Here is a 21,506-nt window from a genome sequence, read left to right as displayed (position 1 = left end):
GCCATGCTGACTCAAAAAAGCCACGAACGCCGCTTCGTCGAGCACCTTGAGGCCCAGCTCGTTTGCCTTGGTCAATTTCGAACCCGCCCCCGGCCCGGCCACCACGCAATGGGTTTTCGCCGACACGGAACCGGCCACCTTGGCCCCCAGGCTCTCCAGCTTGTCCTTGGCGACGTCACGACTCATCAGCTCCAGCGAACCGGTCAGCACCCAGGTGTGCCCGGCCTCCGGCAAGCCTTCGACGACTTTCTTCTCGCTTTGCCAGTGCATGCCGAAGTCGCGCAACTGCTGTTGCGCCGCTTCGGCCTGTTGACGGTTGGCGGCGATGGCGAAGAACTCGCGTACGGCGTTGGCCTGCTTTTCCGGCAGCGCCTGGCGCATGTCCAGCCAATCGGCGTTCATCACGCCTTCGAGCGAGCCGAACTTGTCCGCCAGTTTCTGCGCCCCGCCCGGCCCCACCGAAGGAATGTGCAACTTGTCGAGAAAGCCACCCAGGGTGGTGCTGGCGGAAAACTCGGCGCCCAACTCGCCCTGGTCCTGGATCTCGAGGCCATGGCGCAGCAGGTCCTTGATCACCTGGCGGTTATGCGGGTCTTCAAAGAAGCTGTGGATCTCGTGGGCGACTTCCAGACCGACGTCCGGCAAGTACGTGAGCACCTGGGGCAAGGCCGCCTGCACGCGCTCCAGCGAACCGAGGGAGCGAGCCAGGACCTTGGCCGTCTCCTCGCCCACGTCCGGAATGCCGAGGGCGTAGATAAACCGCGCCAGGCTTGGTTTTTTGCTGTCGACGATGGCGGCCAGCAGGTTCTTGCTCGACAGTTCGGCAAAGCCTTCCAGGTCGACCACCTGCTCGAAGGTCAAGGCATACAGATCGGCAGGCGAACCCACCAGCCCCTCATCCACCAGTTGCTCGACGCTCTTCTCGCCCAGGCCCTCGATGTCCATGGCCCGACGCGAAACGAAGTGAATGATCGCCTGCTTGAGTTGCGCGCCACAGGCCAGGCGACCGACGCAGCGGTACACCGCGCCTTCGCTGACGGTTTCGCGGCCCTTGCTGCGCTTGATCAATTGCGTGCGCTCGACGTGGGAGCCGCAGACGGGACATTGCTGGGGCACCTCCACCGGGCGGGCGTTTTCCGGACGGCGCTCGGAGACGACCTGCACCACCTGCGGGATCACATCTCCGGCACGGCGGATGATCACGGTGTCGCCGATCATCACGCCCAGGCGCGCCACTTCATCCATGTTGTGCAGGGTGGCGTTGGCCACGGTCACGCCGGCGACTTTCACCGGCTTGAGTCGGGCCACCGGAGTCACCGCGCCCGTGCGGCCGACCTGGAACTCGACGTCCAGCAACTCGGTGAGTTCTTCAGTGGCGGGAAACTTGTGGGCGATGGCCCAACGCGGTTCCCGGGCGCGGAAACCGAGCTCGCGCTGGGAGGCGATGCTGTTGACCTTGAACACCACGCCGTCGATCTCGTAGGGCAACGCGTTGCGCCGCTCGCCGATGTCACGGTAGTAATCCAGGCATTCGTCGATGCCGCGGGCCAGTTTCAGCTCACGGCTGATGGGCATGCCCCAGGCCTTGAGTTGCTTGAGGTTACCGATGTGGGTGTCGGCGATGTCCGACGTCACCTGGCCGATGCCGTAGCAACAGAACTCCAGGGGCCGGTTGGCCGTGATCCTGGAATCGAGCTGACGCAGGCTGCCGGCCGCCGCGTTGCGCGGGTTGGCAAACGTCTTGCCGCCCACCTCCAACTGCGTGGCGTTGAGGCGCTCGAAGCCGGCCTTGGACATGTACACCTCGCCGCGCACTTCCAGCAGCGGCGGCCAGCCGGTGCCCTGCAACTTGAGGGGAATGTTGCGCACGGTGCGCACATTGACGCTGATGTCCTCGCCCGTGGTGCCGTCACCGCGCGTGGCGCCGCGCACCAGCATGCCGTCCTGATACAACAGGCTGACCGCCAGCCCATCGAGCTTCGGCTCGCAGCTGTACTCCACCGCCGCGCCACCGCCCAGCAAGTCACCCATGGGCAGGTCGAGACCTTCCGTCACCCGCCGGTCGAACTCACGCATGGTGGTTTCGTCGAAGGCGTTGCCCAGGCTGAGCATCGGGATCTCGTGGCGCACCTGGCTGAACGCCGACAGCGCCACGCTGCCGACCCGTTGGGTCGGGGAGTCGCTGGTGACCAGTTCCGGATGCTGCTCTTCCAGGGCCTTGAGCTCGTGGAACAGGCGGTCGTACTCGGCATCGGGAATGCTTGGCTCATCGAGGACGTGGTAGCGGTAGTTGTGCTGATCCAGCTCGGTACGCAGCTTTTGGATGCGGGTTTCAACGGCGTTCATGGGTGTTCTCTCATAAAGCAAAAGAGCAGCCTAGGCTGCTCGATTTTCTTGATACATGGGGGCGCTTCGCACCCCAGCGGGAGCAAGCTCCCTCGCCACACAAAGCTCTCTGGGCAGGAGAGCCATCTATCGCTCAGCGCTTCTGGGTCAGCGCCCGGCGCTCGAATTCGACGATGCGCTGGCGGTAGTGCTCGATGGTCTGGGCGGTCAGCACGCTGCGCTGGTCATCCTTCAGTTCACCATTGAGTTCCTGGGACAGCTTGCGCGCCGCGGCCACCATCACGTCGAAGGCTTGCTTGGGATGACGCGGGCCCGGCAGGCCGAGGAAGAAACTCACCGCTGGCGTGCTGAAATGATCGATGTCGTCGAGGTCGAACACACCGGGCTTGACCGCGTTGGCCATGGAGAACAGCACCTCGCCGTTACCGGCCATGCTTTCGTGGCGGTGGAAAATGTCCATCTCGCCGAAACGCAGGCCGCTTTCGAGGATGTTCTGCAGCAACGCCGGGCCCTTGAAGCCGGCCGGGTCGCGGCAGATCACGCTGATCACCAGCACTTCTTCAGCCTGGGCCTGGTCCTTGTCGGCGCTCGGGGTCCTGGTCTCGTCCGGGAAGTCGCCGTCGCGACTGCTGAAGCTCGGCCCACCATCCAGGTCGAGGTTCAGGTTCAAATCACCCTGGGACGGCTCGCTGTTGCGCTTGCCGCGCTTGGAACCCGACTCCCGTGGCTCGCGGACAGGTGCGCTCATCGACGGCAAGTCGTGCTCGTCCAGCTGCGGCTCCTTGTGGGTGTCCAGCACCCGCGGCGGGCCCAGCAGTTCGGCGCTGTCATCCTCATCAGGCAGGTTCGACAGGCTGCGATCCAGGCGAAACTTCAGTTTCCCCTTGCCGCCGCGCATGCGACGCCAGCCGTCGAAAAGAATACCGGCAATGACAATGATGCCGATGACGATCAGCCACTCGCGCAGACCGATTTCCATGTAATCCCGTGCCTCTATAAAAATGCTGAAAAATAAGGGGCTTAGCTATTTGCAAACCGCTTTAAAACGTGGCGCCAACTCTATGTTCTGAATGGCGTTTTGCCCACGCATACGAAAAATTGACATTAAACTAGCACGACCAAAGATAACTTTACACCGTCTGTCGCATAGGCTTGTGCCCAATCTGTGAATTGAACATCAACCCCCCGGGTAAAAAATACCTACAGCGTTCGAAGTAGAAGCCCTACAACCGGTTGTTCAGGCATCCACCATGGCCATGGCCTCCTCCACATCCACCGCCACCAGTCGCGAACAGCCAGGCTCATGCATGGTCACCCCCATCAACTGATCGGCCATTTCCATGGCGATCTTGTTGTGGGTGATGTAGATGAACTGCACCGTTTCAGACATCTCCTTCACCAGCCGTGCGTAACGGCCTACGTTGGCGTCGTCCAATGGCGCGTCGACTTCGTCGAGCATGCAGAACGGCGCCGGGTTCAATTTGAAGATGGCAAAGACCAGGGCCAGCGCGGTCAGCGCCTTTTCGCCACCGGAGAGCAAATGGATGGTGCTGTTCTTCTTGCCAGGAGGACGCGCCATGATTGTCACCCCTGTATCGAGTAAATCTTCGCCCGTCAGTTCCAAATAGGCGCTGCCGCCACCGAAAACTTTTGGGAAAAGGGCCTGCAAACCGCCGTTGATCTGATCAAAGGTATCCTTGAAGCGGTTGCGGGTTTCCTTGTCGATCTTGCGGATGACGTTTTCCAGGGTCTCCAGCGCTTCCACCAGGTCATCGTTCTGGGCGTCCAGGTAGCGCTTGCGCTCGGACTGCTGCTGGTACTCGTCGATGGCCGCCAGGTTGATTGCCCCCAGGCGCTGGATACGCTGGGCAATGCGCTCCAGTTCTTCCTCGGCGTCCTTTTCATTCGCCCCGGCCACCAAGGTGGCGAGCACGCCATCGAGGTCGTAGCCGTCTTCCAGCAATTGGTCCTGCAAGGCTTTGCGCCGCACCGTCAGGGCTTGCCACTCCATGCGCTGCTGTTCCATCTGGCCGCGGATCAGTTGGGATTGCTGCTCGGCCTGGCTGCGGCGCTTCTCAGCGTCGCGCAGTTCGCGGTCGGCGTCCTCCAGGGCGATCTGCGCCGTCTTGAGTTCTTCGTCGACGCTCATGCGCTTGTCGAGCAACTCTTCGAGTTTGAGGCGCAGCTCTTCCAAAGGTGCCTCGCCCTCCTCCAGATTGAGGCTCAGTTGCTCGCGTTTTTCGGTCAGGCGTTCGGACTGCATTTCCAGTCGTTCCAAGGCCTGGCGCGTGGAATCGTATTGAGCCTTGAGCGAGCCCAGGCGCACCGCCAACTGATGGGCGTGGTCCTTGTGCTGGCGTGCTTCCTGGCGCACCCGATCCAGGCGCTCACGCAAGCTGTCACGCTGGGCCAGCAGCAGTTCACGCTGCTCGGTGTCCAGTGCCATGGCATCGAGGGCCTCTTGCAGTTGCAAGCGCGCCTCACCGATCTGTTCGTGCTCCAGCGCCCGCTGCTCGCCCAGCTCGGTGATTTCTTCTTCCAGGCGGGTGCGACGCAGCGCCAGTTGCTCGACCTTGGCCTTGCCGGCCGACAACTGCGCCTTGAGCTCGCCTTGCTGGCGCGCTTCATCCTGCAACAGCCGCCGCAGGTGTTCGCGGCCGTTTTCCTGTTGACGCTGTTGCGCCCGCAGGTTTTGCAATTCGGTTTCCAGGGCTTCGACTCTGGCTTCGCGCTCTTCGCGTTCGGCGCCCAGGCGCTGGATTTCCTGGCCACGGGCGAGCATGCCGCTCTCGGCTTCGCTGGCCCGGCGCACCCGCAGGAAATGCCGGCCGACCCAATACCCGTCACGACTGATCAGGCTTTCGCCGGCCGCCAATTGCCCGCGCAGGGCCAACGCCTGCTCAAGGCTGTCCACCGGCTTGACCTGTCCCAGCCACGGCGACAAGTCCACCTGGGCCTCGACCTTGTCCAGCAAGCTGCCGGGAATTCGTACTCCGTCGCCGGCCGGGCTGAGCAGGCGCAGATCGCCCTGGGTAAAGCCCGACAGGTCGAAGCCGCCGAAGTCATCCACCAGCACCGCTTGCAGGTCGGCCCCCAGCACGGTTTCCACCGCCAGCTCCCAACCGGCATCGACCTTCAGCCCCTCGGCCAGCCGCGGGCGTTCGGCCAGGTGCTGGTCGCGCAGCCATTCGGCGGTGCCGGTGCCCGGGTCCAGCGCCGCTTGCTGCAAGGCCTCCAGCGAAGCCAGGCGCCCATTGAGCCGCTGCAACTCACCCTGGCCCTGCTGCTGGTTCTGCAAGGCCAATTGCAAGGCCTGGCGCAGTTGCTCAAGGCGTTCGACCTGGGCGTCTTCGCTGGCCTGCAAGTCTTCGAGGGTGGCTTCGCTGGTCGCCAGTTGTTCGCTCAGTTCCAGGATCGCTGCGTCTTCCGGGTCCGCCGCGAGCAAGGCGCGTTCTTCGGACAGGCGGCGCTGGCGTTCGGCCAGGCGCTCCATACTGGTTTCCAACTGCTGGATGCGCGACTGCTGGACTTCAGCCTGGCGCCGCGGCTCGGCCGAGGCCAGGTTGAAGCTGTCCCACTGCTCTTGCCAGCCATGCATGGTCAGTTCGGCTTCTTCCAGGGCCGCGGCGGCCTCTTCGGCGGCGGCACTGGTGATTTCCTGCTCCGGCGTGAGCCTGTCCAGCTCTTCGCCAAGGGTCAACAGCAGTGTGCGGTCGTGGCCCAGGTGCGATTCGGTTTCCAGGCGCGCCCGCTCGGCTTCCTTCAAGTCATCCTGCAACTGCCGCAGCCGTTGCTGCCCATGCTGGATGCTCTGCTCGACCCGGGCAATGTCGCCGCCCACCGAATAGAAGCGTCCTTGCACCAGATTGAAGCGCTCGGACAGGTCATGATGACCGTCGCGCAGGCGCTCGATGGCGGCGTCCGCATTACGCTGTTCGGCCACCAGGGCTTCGAAGCTGACTTCCTGGTTGCCAATGATCGCTTCACGCTGGCCGACCTGCTCGTTCAACGCCTGCCAGCGCAGGGCCGAAAGCTGGGCCTTGAGCTGGCGCTCCTCGCCCTTGTATTCCTGGTACTTCTTCGCGGCCTCGGCCTGGCGGTGCAGACGTTCGAGCTGACGTTCGAGCTCTTCGCGCAGGTCGGTCAGGCGCGCCAGGTTTTCGTGGGTGCGACGAATGCGGTTTTCGGTCTCGCGCCGCCGCTCCTTGTATTTGGAGATCCCCGCAGCCTCTTCGATGAAGTTGCGCAGGTCCTCGGGCTTGGCTTCGATCAGCTTGGAGATCATGCCCTGTTCGATGATCGAGTAGCTGCGCGGGCCCAGGCCGGTGCCGAGGAAAATATCGGTGATGTCGCGACGCCGGCACTTGGCGCCATTGAGGAAATAGCTGTTCTGGCTGTCGCGGGTCACTTTGCGACGAATGGAGATTTCCGCATAGGCTGCGTACTCGCCCACCAGGGTGCCGTCGGAGTTGTCGAACACCAGCTCGATGCTCGCCTGGCTTACCGGTTTGCGACTGGTGGAGCCGTTGAAGATGACATCGGTCATCGACTCGCCGCGCAGGTTCTTGGCTGAGCTCTCGCCCATCACCCAGCGCACGGCGTCGATGATGTTCGACTTGCCGCAACCGTTGGGTCCGACCACCGCCGCCATGTTACTGGGGAAGTTCACCGTGGTCGGGTCGACGAAGGACTTGAACCCCGCCAACTTGATGCACTTGAGCCGCACGTCAGGCCGCCGTCAGGGCAGCAACCACCAGATCGCAACTGCGCTGGGCGTAGGCCGTCAGCACGATGCGGATCTGCGGCAGATCACGGGCCAGCACGGCGGCGAGCAGGCGCTGGAACAGGTCGAGAAATTCGCTCATTTCCGCCTTGCGCTGCTCCAGGGCCAGGAAGTAGGCACGGCTCATGGCCGGTTGCAGGTTCTCGACGGTTTCCTGCAAGTACGGGTTGTTGGCGAAGAGATAGGCCGCGCGCATCACGCTGAAGCTTTCATCGACGAAGGTGCGGATGTCCTGGCGCGCGTAGGCGTCCTGGAGACGCTGCTGGATGGCCACGAACGGCGCCATGTCGGCCTGTTCTTTCCAGCCATGGGCCACGGCGTTGCCCAGCAGGATGTACAGCTCGCTCATCAGCGCGCAGAGGCTGCGCACCTTGTGTTCGGTAAGTTCGGTGACGTGGGCGCCACGGCGCGGCAGGATCGCGATCAAATGGCGTCGTTCCAGGATCAGCAAGGCTTCGCGGACCGAGCCGCGGCTGACATTGAGCGCCAGCGTGACCTTCTGTTCCTGGATGCGCTCTCCCGGCTTCATTTCGCCGCGAATGATGCGTTCGGCGAGATGGTGGGCGATTTGCTCGGCGAGGCTGTCCGGGGCCTTGAACGTCATGGTTGTCCTTCAAACTCTTCGATTTGCACAAGCGGCGCAGTGTAGCGCACTCGATACGTCATGGCGCAGGGCCTGCAGCGGGTTTTTGGCACGATATAAGCAAAAAAGTTTGAGCTTTTCATCCTGAACCAAACCTGTGGGAGCGAGCTTGCTCGCGATGGCGGTGCACCAGCCGATGAACGCATCGACAGACCCGACGCTATAGCGAGCAAGCTCGCTCCCACAATGGGTCCATACTGACCAAACACGGCAGTTCATCGACCAAACGAATTTTCCTGACCTTTAAGTCAGAAAATCATTGACCGAAAAGTCAGACCTGATAAATTCAGGCCCATGTCGATACAACAATAATGAGTCTGCGAGGCCTTCCGTGATCCAGTTTTTACTCAACCAGGAACTCCGTAGCGAGCACGCCCTGGACCCGAACCTGACCGTGCTCAACTATTTGCGCGAACACGTTGGCAAACCAGGCACCAAAGAAGGTTGCGCCAGCGGCGACTGTGGTGCGTGCACTGTGGTGGTGGGCGAATTGGAGACGGACGCGAATGGCCGCGAACGCATTCGCTACCGCAGCCTCAATTCGTGCCTGACCTTCGTCTCGTCCCTGCACGGCAAGCAACTGATCAGCGTCGAAGACCTCAAGCACCAGGGCCAACTGCACAGCGTCCAGCAGGCGATGGTCGATTGCCACGGTTCGCAGTGCGGTTTCTGCACACCCGGCTTCGTCATGTCGCTGTTCGCCCTGCAAAAAAACAGCGAGCAGCCCGACGCCCACAAGGCCCACGAAGCCTTGGCCGGCAACCTGTGCCGTTGCACCGGCTATCGGCCGATCCTGGCCGCCGCCGAGCAGGCCTGCTGCGGCAAGCAACCGGACCAGTTCGACGCCCGCGCGGCCGAGACCATCGCCCGCCTCAAAGCCATCGCGCCGACCGAGACCGGCGAGCTCAACAGCGGCGACAAACGTTGCCTGGTGCCGCTGACCGTGGCCGACCTGGCCGATCTCTACGACGCCTATCCCCAGGCGCGCCTGCTGGCCGGCGGCACGGACCTGGCCCTGGAAGTCACGCAATTTCACCGCACCCTGCCGGTGATGATCTACGTGGGCAACGTCGCCGAACTCAAGCGTATCGAGCGTTTCGACGATCGCCTGGAGATCGGCGCCGCCACCGCCCTCTCCGATTGCTACGAAGCCTTGAAAGCCGAATACCCGGACTTTGGCGAACTGCTGCAACGCTTCGCCTCGCTGCAGATCCGCAACCAGGGCACCCTCGGCGGCAACATCGGCAACGCCTCGCCGATTGGCGACTCGCCGCCCCTGCTGATCGCCCTCGGCGCGCAAATCGTGCTGTGCAAGGGCCAGACCCGGCGCACCCTGGCCCTGGAAGACTATTTCATCGACTACCGGGTCACTGCGCGCCAGGAAAGCGAATTCATCGAGAAGATCATCGTGCCCCGGGCCAGTGCCGAACAGGCGTTCCGCGCCTACAAGGTCTCCAAACGCCTGGACGATGATATTTCCGCGGTGTGCGCGGCGTTCAACCTGCGCATCGACAACGGCGTGGTCCGCGACGCCCGCGTCGCCTTCGGCGGCATGGCCGCCACACCCAAGCGTGCCAAGCATTGTGAAGCCGCATTGATCGGTGCGCCGTGGACCGACAGCACCGTCGAACGCGCCTGCGCTGCCCTGGCCGAGGACTTCACGCCGCTGTCGGACTTCCGCGCCAGCAAGGAATACCGCCTGCTCAGCGCCCGCAACCTGTTGCGCAAATACTTCATCGAACTGCAAACGCCGCACATCGAGACTCGGGTGACCGCTTATGTCTAACCATCACGCCGTAGAGAAGACCCAAGCCGAACTGGCCGAGCTGTTCGCCCGTGACCTGACCACTGGCGTGGGCCGCAGCGTCAAGCATGACAGCGCCGCCAAGCATGTGTCCGGCGAAGCGCAGTACATCGATGACCGCCTGGAATTCCCGAACCAGTTGCACGTCTACGCCCGGCTGTCGGACCGTGCCCATGCCCGGATCATCCGCATCGATACCGCGCCCTGCTACGCCTTCGAAGGCGTGCGCATCGCCATTACCCATGCCGACATTCCGGGGCTGAAGGACATCGGCCCGCTGCTGCCCGGCGACCCGCTGCTGGCCATCGATGACGTGCAGTTCGTCGGCCAACCGGTGCTGGCCGTCGCCGCCAGAGACCTGGAAACCGCCCGCAAGGCGGCGATGGCCGCCATCGTCGAATACGAAGACCTGGAACCGGTGCTGGATGTGGTCGAAGCCCTGCGCAAGCGGCATTTCGTGCTCGACAGCCACACCCACCAACGTGGCGATTCGGCCACGGCACTGGCGAGCGCCGAACATCGCCTCCAGGGTTCGCTGCACATCGGCGGCCAGGAGCATTTTTACCTGGAAACCCAGATTTCCTCGGTGATGCCCACCGAGGACGGCGGCATGATCGTCTACTGCTCGACCCAGAACCCCACCGAAGTGCAGAAGCTGGTGGCCGAAGTGCTGGGCGTGTCGATGAACAAAGTCGTGGTGGACATGCGCCGCATGGGCGGCGGCTTTGGCGGCAAGGAAACCCAGGCCGCCAGCCCGGCGTGCCTGTGCGCGGTCGTCGCCCACCTCACCGGGCAACCAACCAAGATGCGCCTGCCCCGGGTCGAAGACATGCTGATGACCGGCAAGCGCCACCCCTTCTACATCGAATACGACGTGGGCTTCGACAGCCGCGGGCGCTTGCACGGCATCGCCCTGGAACTGGCCGGCAACTGCGGTTGCTCGCCGGACCTGTCGGCTTCCATCGTCGATCGGGCGATGTTCCATGCCGACAACGCCTACTACCTGGGCGATGCCACCATCAACGGCCACCGCTGCAAGACCAACACCGCGTCGAACACCGCCTACCGTGGTTTCGGCGGGCCCCAAGGCATGGTCGCCATCGAAGAGGTGATGGATGCCATCGCCCGGCACCTGGGTCTGGATCCGCTGGCGGTGCGCAAGGCCAACTACTACGGCAAGACCGAACGCAACGTCACCCACTACTACCAGACCGTCGAGCACAACATGCTCGAGGAAATGACCGCCGAGCTTGAAGAAAGCAGCCAGTACGCCGAGCGCCGCGAAGCGATCCGCCGCTACAACGCCAACAGCCCGATCCTGAAAAAAGGCCTGGCGCTGACCCCGGTGAAATTCGGCATTTCGTTCACCGCCAGCTTCCTCAACCAGGCCGGCGCGCTGATCCACGTCTACACCGATGGCAGCATCCACCTCAACCATGGCGGCACCGAAATGGGCCAGGGCCTGAACACCAAGGTCGCTCAGGTGGTGGCCGAGGTGTTCCAGGTGGAAATGGACCGCGTGCAGATCACCGCGACCAACACCGACAAAGTGCCGAACACCTCGCCCACCGCGGCCTCCAGCGGCGCCGACCTGAATGGCAAGGCGGCGCAGAATGCCGCCGAAACCATCAAGCGACGCCTGGTGGAGTTCGCCGCGCGGCAGTACAAGGTCAGCGAAGAAGACGTGGCATTCCACAACGGCCATGTGCGGGTGCGCGATCACATCCTGAGCTTCGAGGCGCTGGTGCAGCAGGCGTATTTCGCCCAGGTCTCGCTGTCGAGCACCGGCTTCTACAAGACCCCGAAAATCTACTACGACCGCAGCCAGGCCCGCGGCCGGCCGTTCTACTACTACGCCTATGGCGCAGCCTGCGCCGAGGTGATCGTCGACACCCTCACCGGCGAGTACAAGATGCTGCGCACCGACATCCTCCACGACGTCGGCGCCTCGCTGAACCCGGCCATCGACATCGGCCAGGTCGAGGGTGGTTTCATCCAGGGCATGGGCTGGCTGACCATGGAAGAGCTGGTCTGGAACGACAAGGGCAAGCTGATGACCAATGGCCCGGCCAGCTACAAGATCCCCGCCGTGGCCGACATGCCGCTGGACCTGCGGGTCAAGCTGGTGGAAAACCGCAAGAACCCTGAAGACACGGTGTTTCACTCCAAGGCCGTGGGCGAACCGCCGTTCATGCTCGGCATCGCCGCGTGGTGCGCCATCAAGGACGCCGTGGCGAGCCTGGGGGATTACCGGCATCAACCGAACATCGACGCCCCGGCCACGCCGGAGCGGGTGTTGTGGGGGTGTGAGCAGATGCGGGGGTTGAAGGCGGTCAAGGCTGAGGAAGCGGAAGTCGAAGTGGCTTCGCTCTAGACCGCGGCGCGGCCGATCGCGAGCAAGCTCGCTCCCACAGGAGTTTTGTTAACCCTGAGGTCCTCTGTGGGAGCCGGGCTTGCTCGCGATGAGGCCGGAACAGACAAAACAGATGTCGAGGTGGAATATGTACAACTGGATCAGCGCCCTCGCCGACCTGCAAACCCGCGGCGAACCCTGTGTGCTGGTGACGATCATCGAAGAACTCGGCTCCACCCCGCGCAACGCCGGTTCGAAGATGGTCATCAGCGCCAGCCAGACGTTCGACACCATCGGTGGCGGCCACCTGGAATACAAGGCCATGGAAATCGCCCGGAACATGCTCGCCAGCGGCCAGCAGAATACCCATCTGGAGCGCTTCAGCCTCGGTGCGAGCCTGGGCCAGTGCTGCGGCGGCGTCACCGTGTTGCTGTTCGAACCCATGGGCCAGGTCCAGGCGCAGATCGCCGTGTTTGGCGCCGGCCATGTCGGCCGCGCCCTGGTGCCACTGCTGGCGAGCCTGCCCTGCAAGGTGCGCTGGATCGATTCGCGGGAGGCGGAATTCCCCGAACAATTGCCCCACGGCGTACGCAAGATCGTCACCGAAGAGCCCCTGGATGAAGTCGACGAATTGCCCGCCGGCAGCTACTGCATCGTCATGACCCACAACCATCAGCTCGACCTGGAACTGAGCGCCGCGATCCTCAAGCGCAACGACTTTGCCTACTTCGGCCTGATCGGCTCGAAGACCAAACGGGTCAAGTTCGAACATCGCCTGCGCGATCGTGGTTTCGACAGCGCCACCTTGCAACGCATGCGTTGCCCGATGGGCATCGGCGAAGTCAAAGGCAAGTTGCCTGTGGAAATCGCCATCTCCATCGCCGGCGAAATCATCGCCACCTATAACGCCGATTTCGGCCAGCACACCGTGCGCGCCGAACCGATTGCCAAGCTGCTGCCGGCCTCGCGCCGCAGCCAGGCGAACCGTTGAACACTCGTTGAGAATTCCCATGCCCCTGACACGCAAAGCCTACCGCGCCGCCCTGCTCCACAGCCTCGCCGACCCGGCCGAAGTGGGTATCGAGGCGTCCTATGAATATTTCGAAGACGGTTTGCTGGTGGTAGAGAACGGCCAGATCAGCGCCATCGGCCACGCCTATGACCTGCTGCCAACCCTGGCGGCGGATATCGAAATCGCCCATTACCCGGACGCGCTGATCACCCCAGGTTTGATCGACACCCACATCCACCTGCCACAAACCGGCATGGTCGGCGCCTATGGCGAACAACTGTTGGACTGGCTCAACACCTACACCTTCCCCTGTGAAAGCCAGTTCGCCGACAAGGCCCACGCCGACGCGGTGGCGGATATTTTCGTCAAGGAATTGCTGCGCAACGGCACCACCACCGCGCTGGTGTTCGGCAGCGTGCACCCGCAGTCGGTGAACGCGTTTTTCGAAGTGGCCCAGAAGCTCGACCTGCGGATGATCGCCGGCAAGGTGATGATGGACCGCAACGCCCCGGACTACCTGACCGACACCGCCGAATCCAGCTACACCGAGAGCAAGGCGCTGATCGAGCGCTGGCACGGCAAGGGTCGCCTGCACTACGCCGTGACCCCACGCTTCGCGCCCACCAGCACCCCGGAACAGCTGGCCCTGGCCGGTCAGTTGCTGGGGGAATACCCCGACTTGTACATGCAGACCCACATCAGCGAGAACCTGCAGGAAGTGCAGTGGGTCAAGGAACTGTTCCCGGAGCGCAAGGGTTACCTGGACGTCTACGATCACTACCAGTTGCTCGGCGAGCGCTCGGTGTTCGCCCACGGCGTGCACCTGTGCGACGACGAATGCGCGCGCCTGGCCGAGACCGGTTCGGCCATCGCCTTCTGCCCGACCTCGAACTTTTTCCTCGGCAGCGGCCTGTTCAACCTGCCGATGGCCGAGAAGCACAAGGTGAACGTAGGGTTGGGTACAGACGTCGGTGGCGGCACCAGTTTTTCGCTGCTGCACACCCTGAACGAAGCCTACAAGGTGATGCAGTTACAAGGGGCGCGGCTGAGCCCGTTCAAGTCGCTGTACCTGGCCACCCTCGGCGGCGCCCGGGCCTTGCGCCTGGAGGACAAGATCGGCACGTTGCAACCGGGTACGGATGCGGACTTCCTGGTGCTGGACTACAACGCCACGCCGCTGCTGGGCTATCGCCTGAAGCAGGCCAGGGACATTGCCGAGCGGTTGTTCGTGTTGATGACGTTGGGGGATGACCGGACGGTGGCGCAGACTTATGCGGCCGGTAAATTGGTTCATCAGCGCTAAAGTTTCAGCGCCTGTTGGATCGCTATCGCGAGCAAGCTCGCTCCCACAAGGGTTATGTGAACAACACAAATCCACTGTGGGAGCGAGCTTGCTCGCGATGGACGGTATGACTGATTCAACCCTCAGAGCTTGGCCGTCGACCGCCCCGGCTTCTTGCTCTGCAACAAATGCGAGAACACCGCGTGCAAGTCATCCGACGCACTTTCTTCGTCGAGGTTGAGTTTGCTGTCGATGTGGTCCATGTGATGCATCATCAGGTCCACCGCCAACGTCGCATCGCGCGCCTCGATGGCGTCGATCAACTGGGTGTGTTCGTCGTAGGAACAGTGGGAGCGGTTGCCGCTTTCGTACTGGGCGATGATCAGCGACGTCTGGGACACGAGGCTGCGCTGGAAACTGATCAGCGGTGCATTCTTCGCCGCTTCGGCCAGCTTGAGGTGGAACTCGCCCGACAAACGGATACCGGCGCCGCGGTCGCCACGGGAGAAACTGTCACGCTCATCGCTGACCATCTGCCGCAGCTCAGCCAGTTGTTCGGCCGTGGCGTGCTGCACCGCCAGTTCGGTGATCGCCCGCTCCACCAGGCGCCGGGCCATGAACACCTGGCGAGCCTCTTCGACACTGGGGCTGGCCACCACGGCACCGCGATTGGGCCGCAGCAACACCACGCCTTCGTGGGCCAGGCGTGACAACGCCCGGCGGATGATCGTGCGGCTGACCCCGAAAATTTCCCCCAGCGCCTCTTCGCTCAACTTGGTACCGGGCGCCAGGCGTTGTTCGAGGATGGCCTCGAAGATATGCGCATAGACAATATCGTCCTGGGTTCCGCTGCGGCCGGCTTTACCAGCTCGCGGTTGTTTCTTGAGGGGCTGCAACTGTTCGTTCATGGGCACTCGAGTCGGGAGAACTGCGGCGAATTGACCGTGACTGTAATACGGCACAGCGGGTCGCTGGCAAGTATCGCGTAAAAAACAGCTCGATTGTACACAACCTCTGATGGCAACACGACTGTACGGCTGTTTGCGGGCATGGCTGTATTGCAATCGGCAGTTGGGTTGAGTTTAGGCTTAAACCCACCATTCTGTGACACCTGTGGGAGCAAGGCTTGTGGGAGCAAGGCTTGCCCGCGATGAACGACAACGCGGTCCTTTGACAGACCGAATCGTCTGCATCGCGAGCAAGCTTTGCTCCCACAAGCCTTGCTCCCACACGCATAATCTATAACAAGGAACATCGCCCACCATGACCGAAGTCACGACCACGCCACTTCGTCCATTAGCCGACACCTCGCCCTCGGCCATCGTCGCCGGGTTCATCGCGATGATGACCGGCTACACCAGCTCCCTGGTGCTGATGTTCCAGGCCGGACAGTCGGCGGGGCTGACCAGCGGGCAGATTTCCTCGTGGATCTGGGCGATTTCCATTGGCATGGCCGTGTGCTCCATCGGGTTGTCGCTGCGTTATCGCACGCCGATTACCATCGCCTGGTCGACACCTGGCGCTGCGCTGTTGATCACCAGCCTGGGCGGTGTGAGTTACGGCGAGGCCATCGGCGCCTATATAACCTGCGCAGTCCTGGTGACGATCTGTGGCCTGACCGGCAGTTTCGAGCGCCTGGTCAAGCGCATTCCGGCCTCGCTGGCGGCAGCGTTGCTGGCGGGCATCCTGTTCAAGATCGGCAGCGAGATCTTCGTCGCCACCCAGCATCGCACCGGCCTGGTGCTGGGGATGTTTTTCACCTACCTGATCGTCAAGCGCCTATCGCCCCGCTACGCGGTATTGGCGGCGCTGCTGATCGGCACGGCGCTGTCGGGCCTGCTGGGGCTGCTGGACTTCAGCGGCTTCGCCCTGGAAGTCGCGACGCCGGTGTGGACCACGCCGCACTTCTCCCTGGCGGCCACCATCAGCATCGGTATTCCACTGTTCGTGGTGGCGATGACCTCGCAGAACATGCCCGGCATCGCCGTGCTGCGGGCCGACGGCTACAACGTGCCGGCCTCGCCTCTGATCACCAGCACCGGTATTGCCTCGCTGCTGTTGGCGCCGTTCGGCTCCCATGGCATCAACCTGGCCGCCATCAGCGCGGCCATCTGCACCGGCCCCCACGCCCACGAAGATCGCAACAAGCGCTACACGGCAGCGGTGTGGTGCGGGATTTTCTACGGGATTGCCGGGGTGTTCGGCGCGACGCTGGCGGCGTTGTTCGCGGCGCTGCCCAAGGAACTGGTGCTGTCCATCGCGGCCTTGGCACTGTTCGGCTCGATCATCAATGGCTTGAGCATCGCCATGAGCGAAGCGAAGGAACGGGAAGCGGCGCTGATCACCTTCATGGTCACGGCGTCGGGGCTGACACTGTTCTCCATCGGTTCGGCGTTCTGGGGGATTGTGGCGGGGGTGTTGACCCTGGTGATTCTGAACTGGCGTAGCGCTTGAAAGCTTCGCGAGCAAGCTCGCTCCCACAGGAGATTTGGGGTGTTCATGCGCCCCTTGTGGGAGCGAGCTTGCTCGCGATAGCGGCCTGAAGGTCACTCAATACCCAACAGACAGGCACAAAAAAACCGGCCCCCAGACGGGCAGCCGGTTTCGGAACATCATCGGACCATCAAGCGACCGGGTTGATCGGCTTTTCCGGATACCAGACGTCCATCAGCGGGCTGACTTCCACGCTGGTCAGCTCAGGACGGGCCTTGAGCCAGGCTTCAACGGCAGCGCGCTGCGCTTCGGTGACCGAGCCACGCTTCTGCAGGCAAACCAGACCGTAGTCGTCGCCGCCGACGTAGCCCAGGCCGTTGGCTTCCATGGCTTCTTTCAGGAAAGCGTCGAGGAAAGCGTCAATAGCCTCATCGGCCAGATCTTCTTTGAAATCCAGGTTCAGTTCGAAACCCAGCTCTTGAAATTCATCCACGCACAGTTTTTTGCGCAGACGCTGGGAACGGTTAGTCGCCATTGGAACAATCCTCATAAGTAATAACGGCCGGCACTTTACCAGTTTGATGCGTCGATTGCCCGACTGATCGGGCGTATCGGCCTACCGTCGGTAAAAAATAGCAGCCGAAGGGCTCAGGCACGGCCCAAGCCGTTGCAGCTTGGGGCATAATGCCGACACTTTCATGACCGTTGAGGACGTTCATTTTCATGTCCTCGTTTTTTCCCCCTCGCCCGTAGGGTTCTATTTCAAATGATCAAATCTTTGCGTCCACTGCTTCTGGCCAGCCTTCTTCTTCCCCTGGCCCTCCCTGTCACCACCCACGCCGCCACGATCAACACTGCCCTGTCGCCCAATGTGCAAAAAGCCCTCAAGGCCAGCAAACTGCAGGATGACGCCCTGTCCCTGGTGATGGTGCCGCTCAATGGCCCCGGCACTCCAACGCTGTACAACGCCGACGTTTCGGTCAACCCCGCTTCCACCATGAAACTGGTGACCACCTACGCGGCCCTGGAAATGCTCGGCCCCAATCACCAGTGGAAAACCGAGTTCTACACCGACGGCACCCTCAGCGGCGGGATTCTCAACGGCAACCTGTACCTCAAGGGCGGCGGCGATCCCAAGCTGAACATGGAAAAACTCTGGCTGCTGATGCGCGACCTGCGGGCCAACGGCGTGCAGCAGATCACCGGCGACCTGGTCCTGGACCGCAGTTTCTTCATCCAGCCGCAACTGCCCGAGTTCAACGACGACGGCAATGACGAAAACAAGCCGTTCCTGGTCAAGCCCGACTCGCTGCTGGTCAACCTCAAGGCCCTGCGCTTCGTCGCCCGCAATGACGGCGGCCGGGTGCTGGTGTCGGTGGAACCGCCGATTGCCAGCATTCGCATCGAAAACCAGGTCAAGGCGGTCAATTCCAAGCAATGCGCCGGCGGCGTGCGCTACAACCCGGTGCCACAGGCAGACGGCAGCGTGACGGTGACCGTCGGCGGCCAGCTTGGTGACGGTTGCAGCTCCCAGACCTACCTGTCGCTGCTGGACCATGCCACCTACACCGCGGGTGCCGTGCGGGCGATCTGGAAGGAACTGGGCGGCAGCATCCAGGGCAAGGACCGCCTGGCCGCGACCCCGAGCAACGCCAAGGTGCTGGCCCGGGCGTTCTCCCCGGACCTGGCGGAGATCATCCGCGACATCAACAAATACAGTAACAACACCATGGCCCAGCAGTTGTTCCTGAGCCTCGGCGCGCAGTTCCGTAACGAAGCCGATGGTGATGACGCCAAGGCGGCGCAACGGGTGGTGCGCCAGTGGCTGGCCAAGAAAGGCATCACCGCGCCGCACCTGGTGATGGAGAACGGCTCCGGTCTGTCCCGTGCCGAACGGGTCAGCGCCCGGGAAATGGCGGCGATGCTGCAAGCGGCCTGGCGCAGCCCGTATTCGGCGGAGTTCATTAGCTCGATGCCGATTGCCGGCACCGACGGCACCATGCGCAAACGCCTGAAGACCACCGCCATGGCCGGCGAGGCCCACGTCAAGACCGGGACCCTGAACACCGTCCGCGCCATCGCCGGCTACAGCCGCGACATCAATGGCAACACCTGGGCGGTGGTAGCGATCCTCAACGATCCGAAGCCATGGGGCGCTTCGTCGGTGCTGGACCAGGTGCTGCTGGACCTGTACCGCCAGCCGAAACTGCCGCAGACGGCTTCGGTGCTCTGACCCAGCGCAAAACCCAATGTGGGAGCGCGCTTGCTCGCGATTCGGTCGGCCAGTTGATAGGGATGTGACTGACCTGGCGCTATCGCGAGCAAGCTCGCTCCCACAGGGGATTTGTGTCCACTTTGGCCCCATGTACCCAGCCCAAGTGGCTAATCCAGCTGCGTCTCGACCCGATCCCGCCCGGCCTGCTTGGCCGCGTACACACCCGAGTCGGCCCTGAGCAGCAACGCATCGGCGCCCTCCCCGGCGCGCCAGGTGGCGATGCCGAAGCTGGCGGTGACCACCCCCACATCCTCGATGGGCGCAGCCCGCAAGCCTTCCCACAGTTCCAGGGCCAGGGAATAGGCGCTGTCGCTGTCAGTGTCCGGGCACAGCACCACGAACTCTTCCCCACCCAACCGGCAGAACACATCGGTGCGGCGCAACCGTTGGGCGATGCGCTGGCAGACCGCCTGCAATACCCGGTCGCCCACCGCATGGCCGTGTTGGTCATTGATGCGCTTGAAGTGGTCGATGTCGAGCATGATGACCGCCAGCCCACCGGAACCACGCTCGACCCGGGCCATCTCCGAGGTCAGGCGCTCCTGGAAATAGCGGCGATTGCGAATGCCGGTCAGGGCGTCGGTCACGGACAGCGCCCGCAGTTCTTCTTCCACGCGTTTGAGGTCGGAAATATCCGAGATATAGCCGTGCCACAACACCCCACCGCCAGGCAGCTCCTCAGGCGTGGCCTCGCCGCGCACCCAACGCAGGCCGCGCAAAGGCAGTTGCACCCGGTACTCTTCACGCCACGGGCTCAAGGTGTGGGCCGAAGCACGAATCGAAGCGCGGACGCGCGTACTGTCCAAGGAGTGAATACGCGAGAAAATCGCCTCGGCGTTCTGCACCAGTACATCGGGTTCCAACTCATAGATGTCGCGGATGCCGTCGCTGGCATAGATCACGCTGAAGCGACCATTGAAGTCCATCTTGAACTGGTAGATCCCCCCGGGCACATGAGCGCTGAGCTTTTTCAACAGCAGGTCACGGGCCGCCAGCGCTTCGTGGACGCGTTTGCGTTCGGTGACGTCGATGCAGATTGCCAGGTGCCCGACCCACAGCCCCTGCTCATCGAGCATCGGTGTGGCGAGCATGTTCACGGTCAAGTGGCTGCCATCGCGGCGTACCAGGGTCCATTCCCGAGCCTGTTGCCCACCCTGTTCACCGCCCTCGAGCAGCATCGCATGGCAGGTGGGGATCGGTTTGCCAAAACGCGCGCCGAGCTGGGCGGCCCGGGCCTGGAGCTCGCGGGGCACATGCAGGCTTTCCAGGGTCATGCTTTGCAGCACCTCGCAACTCGGGTAGCCGAGCATCTGTTCGGCGCCAGCGTTGAATGTCGTGATAACGCCGCGCAGGTCAGTGGCAATGATCGCGACCTGGGTTGCGGCATCCAGCACCCCGCGCAACTGGCCGTGGGTGCCGCGCAATTCCTGTTCCCGGGCGCGCAGTTCACGGGTGCGTTGCTCCACCAGCTTCAAGGCCCGCTGCCGCTGGCTGACCAGCACGTAGAGCAAGGCACTGAGCAGCAGGCTGAGCAAACCGCCGAGTATCACCATGCCCGTGATCGAAGAGTGATTGGTCGACAGGAACACCCGGCTGGGCCGCAATTCCACCCGGTAATTGTGATCAGCCAGGTGCAACAGGCGGGTCGCCGATAAATCACTGTCACCCGGCGCGTCGAGAGTGTCGAACAACACTTCCTCCCGGTCGGACGTGGACTGGTCCAGAACACGCATCGAAAGGTTGTCATGACCTGCGGTCGGCAAGCCATCGCCCACCAGCTGACGCATGTTGATACCCGCCACCACGTAACCGAACGGTTCCTTGACCGACGCCCGGGTGACCGGCGCCACCAGCAACACGCCACGGGCGAAGTCCGGTCCGACCCCCATCAGGTCCAACGGCTGCGAGACCACCAGCGTGCCAAGCAAACGCGCTCGCTCAAGCGCGGCCCGCCGCAATGGATGGGAAAGCAGATCGAACCCCAGGGGGGACATCGAGAGCGGCTGGCTCTGGAGGTACAGCACTGGCACGTACTCGTCTCGCTCGGCGGCACGCCGCAAGCCGCCGCTATTGTCGGCCTCGCGGATGGCAAAGGCGTCGTCTCCCTGGGCTCGCGTCTCTTGTTCGAAGGATTGTCGCAGGTCCCGAGATACCCGGGGCGCCCAGGCGAAGGCCAGGGTGCGCCGCAACAGCGGTTCGACGTAGCCGTGAAATTCCGCGTTGGAAACCGCTACCGAATTGGCAAAGAACCGCCGCAAACCATCGAGACGTTGTTCTTCGTCCTGGAAGCGTTCTTCGATACGGCTGAAGCGCTCCTCGGCTTGCAACTCGAAGCGCTGGCGCAGTTGCTGACTGAACAGGTTCGTCATCGCCCAGCTCAGCAAGCCGGTCAGGAAGGTGCCGGCCAGCAGCACCAGCGAAGCCACTAGCCAGGCCGACACATCTTCGCTGATAAAGCCCAGGATCCTGGGGCGCACCCGATGCAATGCCATAAACACAACTCAGAATGGAGCCAGGCATAGGCACTGCCCTGGACACAACCTAAGTTATAGCCATTAGCCATTACTTTGACCAG

At 62.8% G+C, this 21,506-nt stretch carries 14 protein-coding genes; 6 read left to right on the top strand and 8 right to left on the bottom strand.

The window, feature by feature from the left end; translation table 11 throughout:
• The 4 genes from ligA to J4E53_RS10685 form a co-directional block, all read right to left on the bottom strand.
• Positions 1 to 2,346 (bottom strand): NAD-dependent DNA ligase LigA (ligA, locus tag J4E53_RS10700; protein ID WP_207268134.1); only part of this gene is annotated, 2,346 nt, incomplete at its 3' end.
• Between the two features lie 133 nt (positions 2,347 to 2,479).
• On the bottom strand, positions 2,480 to 3,325 hold the full coding sequence (gene zipA / locus J4E53_RS10695; protein ID WP_060738445.1) for a cell division protein ZipA: 846 nt from the start codon (positions 3,323 to 3,325) through the stop codon (positions 2,480 to 2,482).
• A gap of 258 nt (positions 3,326 to 3,583) precedes the next feature.
• Complete coding sequence (gene smc, locus J4E53_RS10690; RefSeq protein WP_060738446.1) at positions 3,584 to 7,072, bottom strand: chromosome segregation protein SMC; 3,489 nt, start codon at positions 7,070 to 7,072, stop codon at positions 3,584 to 3,586.
• Between the two features lies 1 nt (position 7,073).
• Complete coding sequence (locus J4E53_RS10685; RefSeq protein ID WP_060738447.1) at positions 7,074 to 7,733, bottom strand: GntR family transcriptional regulator; 660 nt, start codon at positions 7,731 to 7,733, stop codon at positions 7,074 to 7,076.
• Between the two features lie 370 nt (positions 7,734 to 8,103).
• Between J4E53_RS10685 and xdhA the strand changes: the two genes are divergently transcribed.
• From xdhA to guaD, 4 genes are all read left to right on the top strand, one after another.
• Positions 8,104 to 9,558: a xanthine dehydrogenase small subunit gene (xdhA, locus tag J4E53_RS10680; protein WP_103308509.1), complete on the top strand. Its 1,455-nt coding sequence runs from the start codon at positions 8,104 to 8,106 to the stop codon at positions 9,556 to 9,558.
• Positions 9,551 to 11,950, top strand: coding sequence for a xanthine dehydrogenase molybdopterin binding subunit (xdhB, locus tag J4E53_RS10675; RefSeq protein ID WP_060738449.1), 2,400 nt, complete (start codon positions 9,551 to 9,553; stop codon positions 11,948 to 11,950). Before xdhA ends, xdhB begins: the two co-directional genes overlap by 8 nt.
• Before the next feature lie 127 nt (positions 11,951 to 12,077).
• Positions 12,078 to 12,920, top strand: coding sequence for a xanthine dehydrogenase accessory protein XdhC (gene xdhC, locus J4E53_RS10670; RefSeq protein ID WP_103308508.1), 843 nt, complete (start codon positions 12,078 to 12,080; stop codon positions 12,918 to 12,920).
• A 19-nt stretch (positions 12,921 to 12,939) separates the two neighbouring features.
• Complete coding sequence (gene guaD, locus J4E53_RS10665; protein WP_060738451.1) at positions 12,940 to 14,244, top strand: guanine deaminase; 1,305 nt, start codon at positions 12,940 to 12,942, stop codon at positions 14,242 to 14,244.
• A gap of 122 nt (positions 14,245 to 14,366) precedes the next feature.
• On the opposite strand, the gene J4E53_RS10660 is transcribed toward guaD, so the two are convergent.
• Positions 14,367 to 15,131: a GntR family transcriptional regulator gene (locus J4E53_RS10660; RefSeq protein ID WP_003183531.1), complete on the bottom strand. Its 765-nt coding sequence runs from the start codon at positions 15,129 to 15,131 to the stop codon at positions 14,367 to 14,369.
• Between the two features lie 355 nt (positions 15,132 to 15,486).
• Between J4E53_RS10660 and J4E53_RS10655 the strand changes: the two genes are divergently transcribed.
• Positions 15,487 to 16,677, top strand: a complete 1,191-nt coding sequence (locus tag J4E53_RS10655) for a benzoate/H(+) symporter BenE family transporter (protein ID WP_103308507.1) — start codon at positions 15,487 to 15,489, stop codon at positions 16,675 to 16,677.
• Positions 16,678 to 16,846: 169 nt separating this feature from the next.
• Here the strand turns inward: J4E53_RS10655 and J4E53_RS10650 are convergent, their stop codons facing one another.
• Both J4E53_RS10650 and J4E53_RS10645 read right to left on the bottom strand, forming a co-directional pair.
• Positions 16,847 to 17,191: a YggL family protein gene (locus J4E53_RS10650; protein WP_060738453.1), complete on the bottom strand. Its 345-nt coding sequence runs from the start codon at positions 17,189 to 17,191 to the stop codon at positions 16,847 to 16,849.
• Positions 17,181 to 17,375 (bottom strand): hypothetical protein, encoded by a 195-nt coding sequence (locus tag J4E53_RS10645; protein WP_139236193.1) that lies wholly within the window; start codon positions 17,373 to 17,375, stop codon positions 17,181 to 17,183. The genes J4E53_RS10650 and J4E53_RS10645 overlap by 11 nt, the downstream gene beginning before the upstream one ends.
• A 47-nt stretch (positions 17,376 to 17,422) precedes the next feature.
• On the opposite strand from J4E53_RS10645, the gene dacB reads away from it, so the two are divergent.
• Positions 17,423 to 18,889 carry a D-alanyl-D-alanine carboxypeptidase/D-alanyl-D-alanine-endopeptidase gene (gene dacB / locus J4E53_RS10640; protein WP_103308506.1) on the top strand — a complete coding sequence of 489 codons (1,467 nt, stop codon included), beginning with the start codon at positions 17,423 to 17,425 and terminating at the stop codon, positions 18,887 to 18,889.
• 149 nt (positions 18,890 to 19,038) lie between these two features.
• Here dacB and J4E53_RS10635 read toward each other — a convergent pair whose 3' ends face one another.
• Positions 19,039 to 21,423: a GGDEF domain-containing protein gene (locus J4E53_RS10635; RefSeq protein WP_103308505.1), complete on the bottom strand. Its 2,385-nt coding sequence runs from the start codon at positions 21,421 to 21,423 to the stop codon at positions 19,039 to 19,041.
• Positions 21,424 to 21,506 lie beyond the last annotated feature (83 nt).

The organism is Pseudomonas sp. FW305-28 (assembly GCF_017351395.1).
Classification (GTDB): domain Bacteria; phylum Pseudomonadota; class Gammaproteobacteria; order Pseudomonadales; family Pseudomonadaceae; genus Aquipseudomonas; species Aquipseudomonas fluorescens_AA.
The sequence above is the reverse complement of the archived record's forward strand: the minus strand, read 5'-3'. Positions and strand labels throughout refer to the sequence as shown.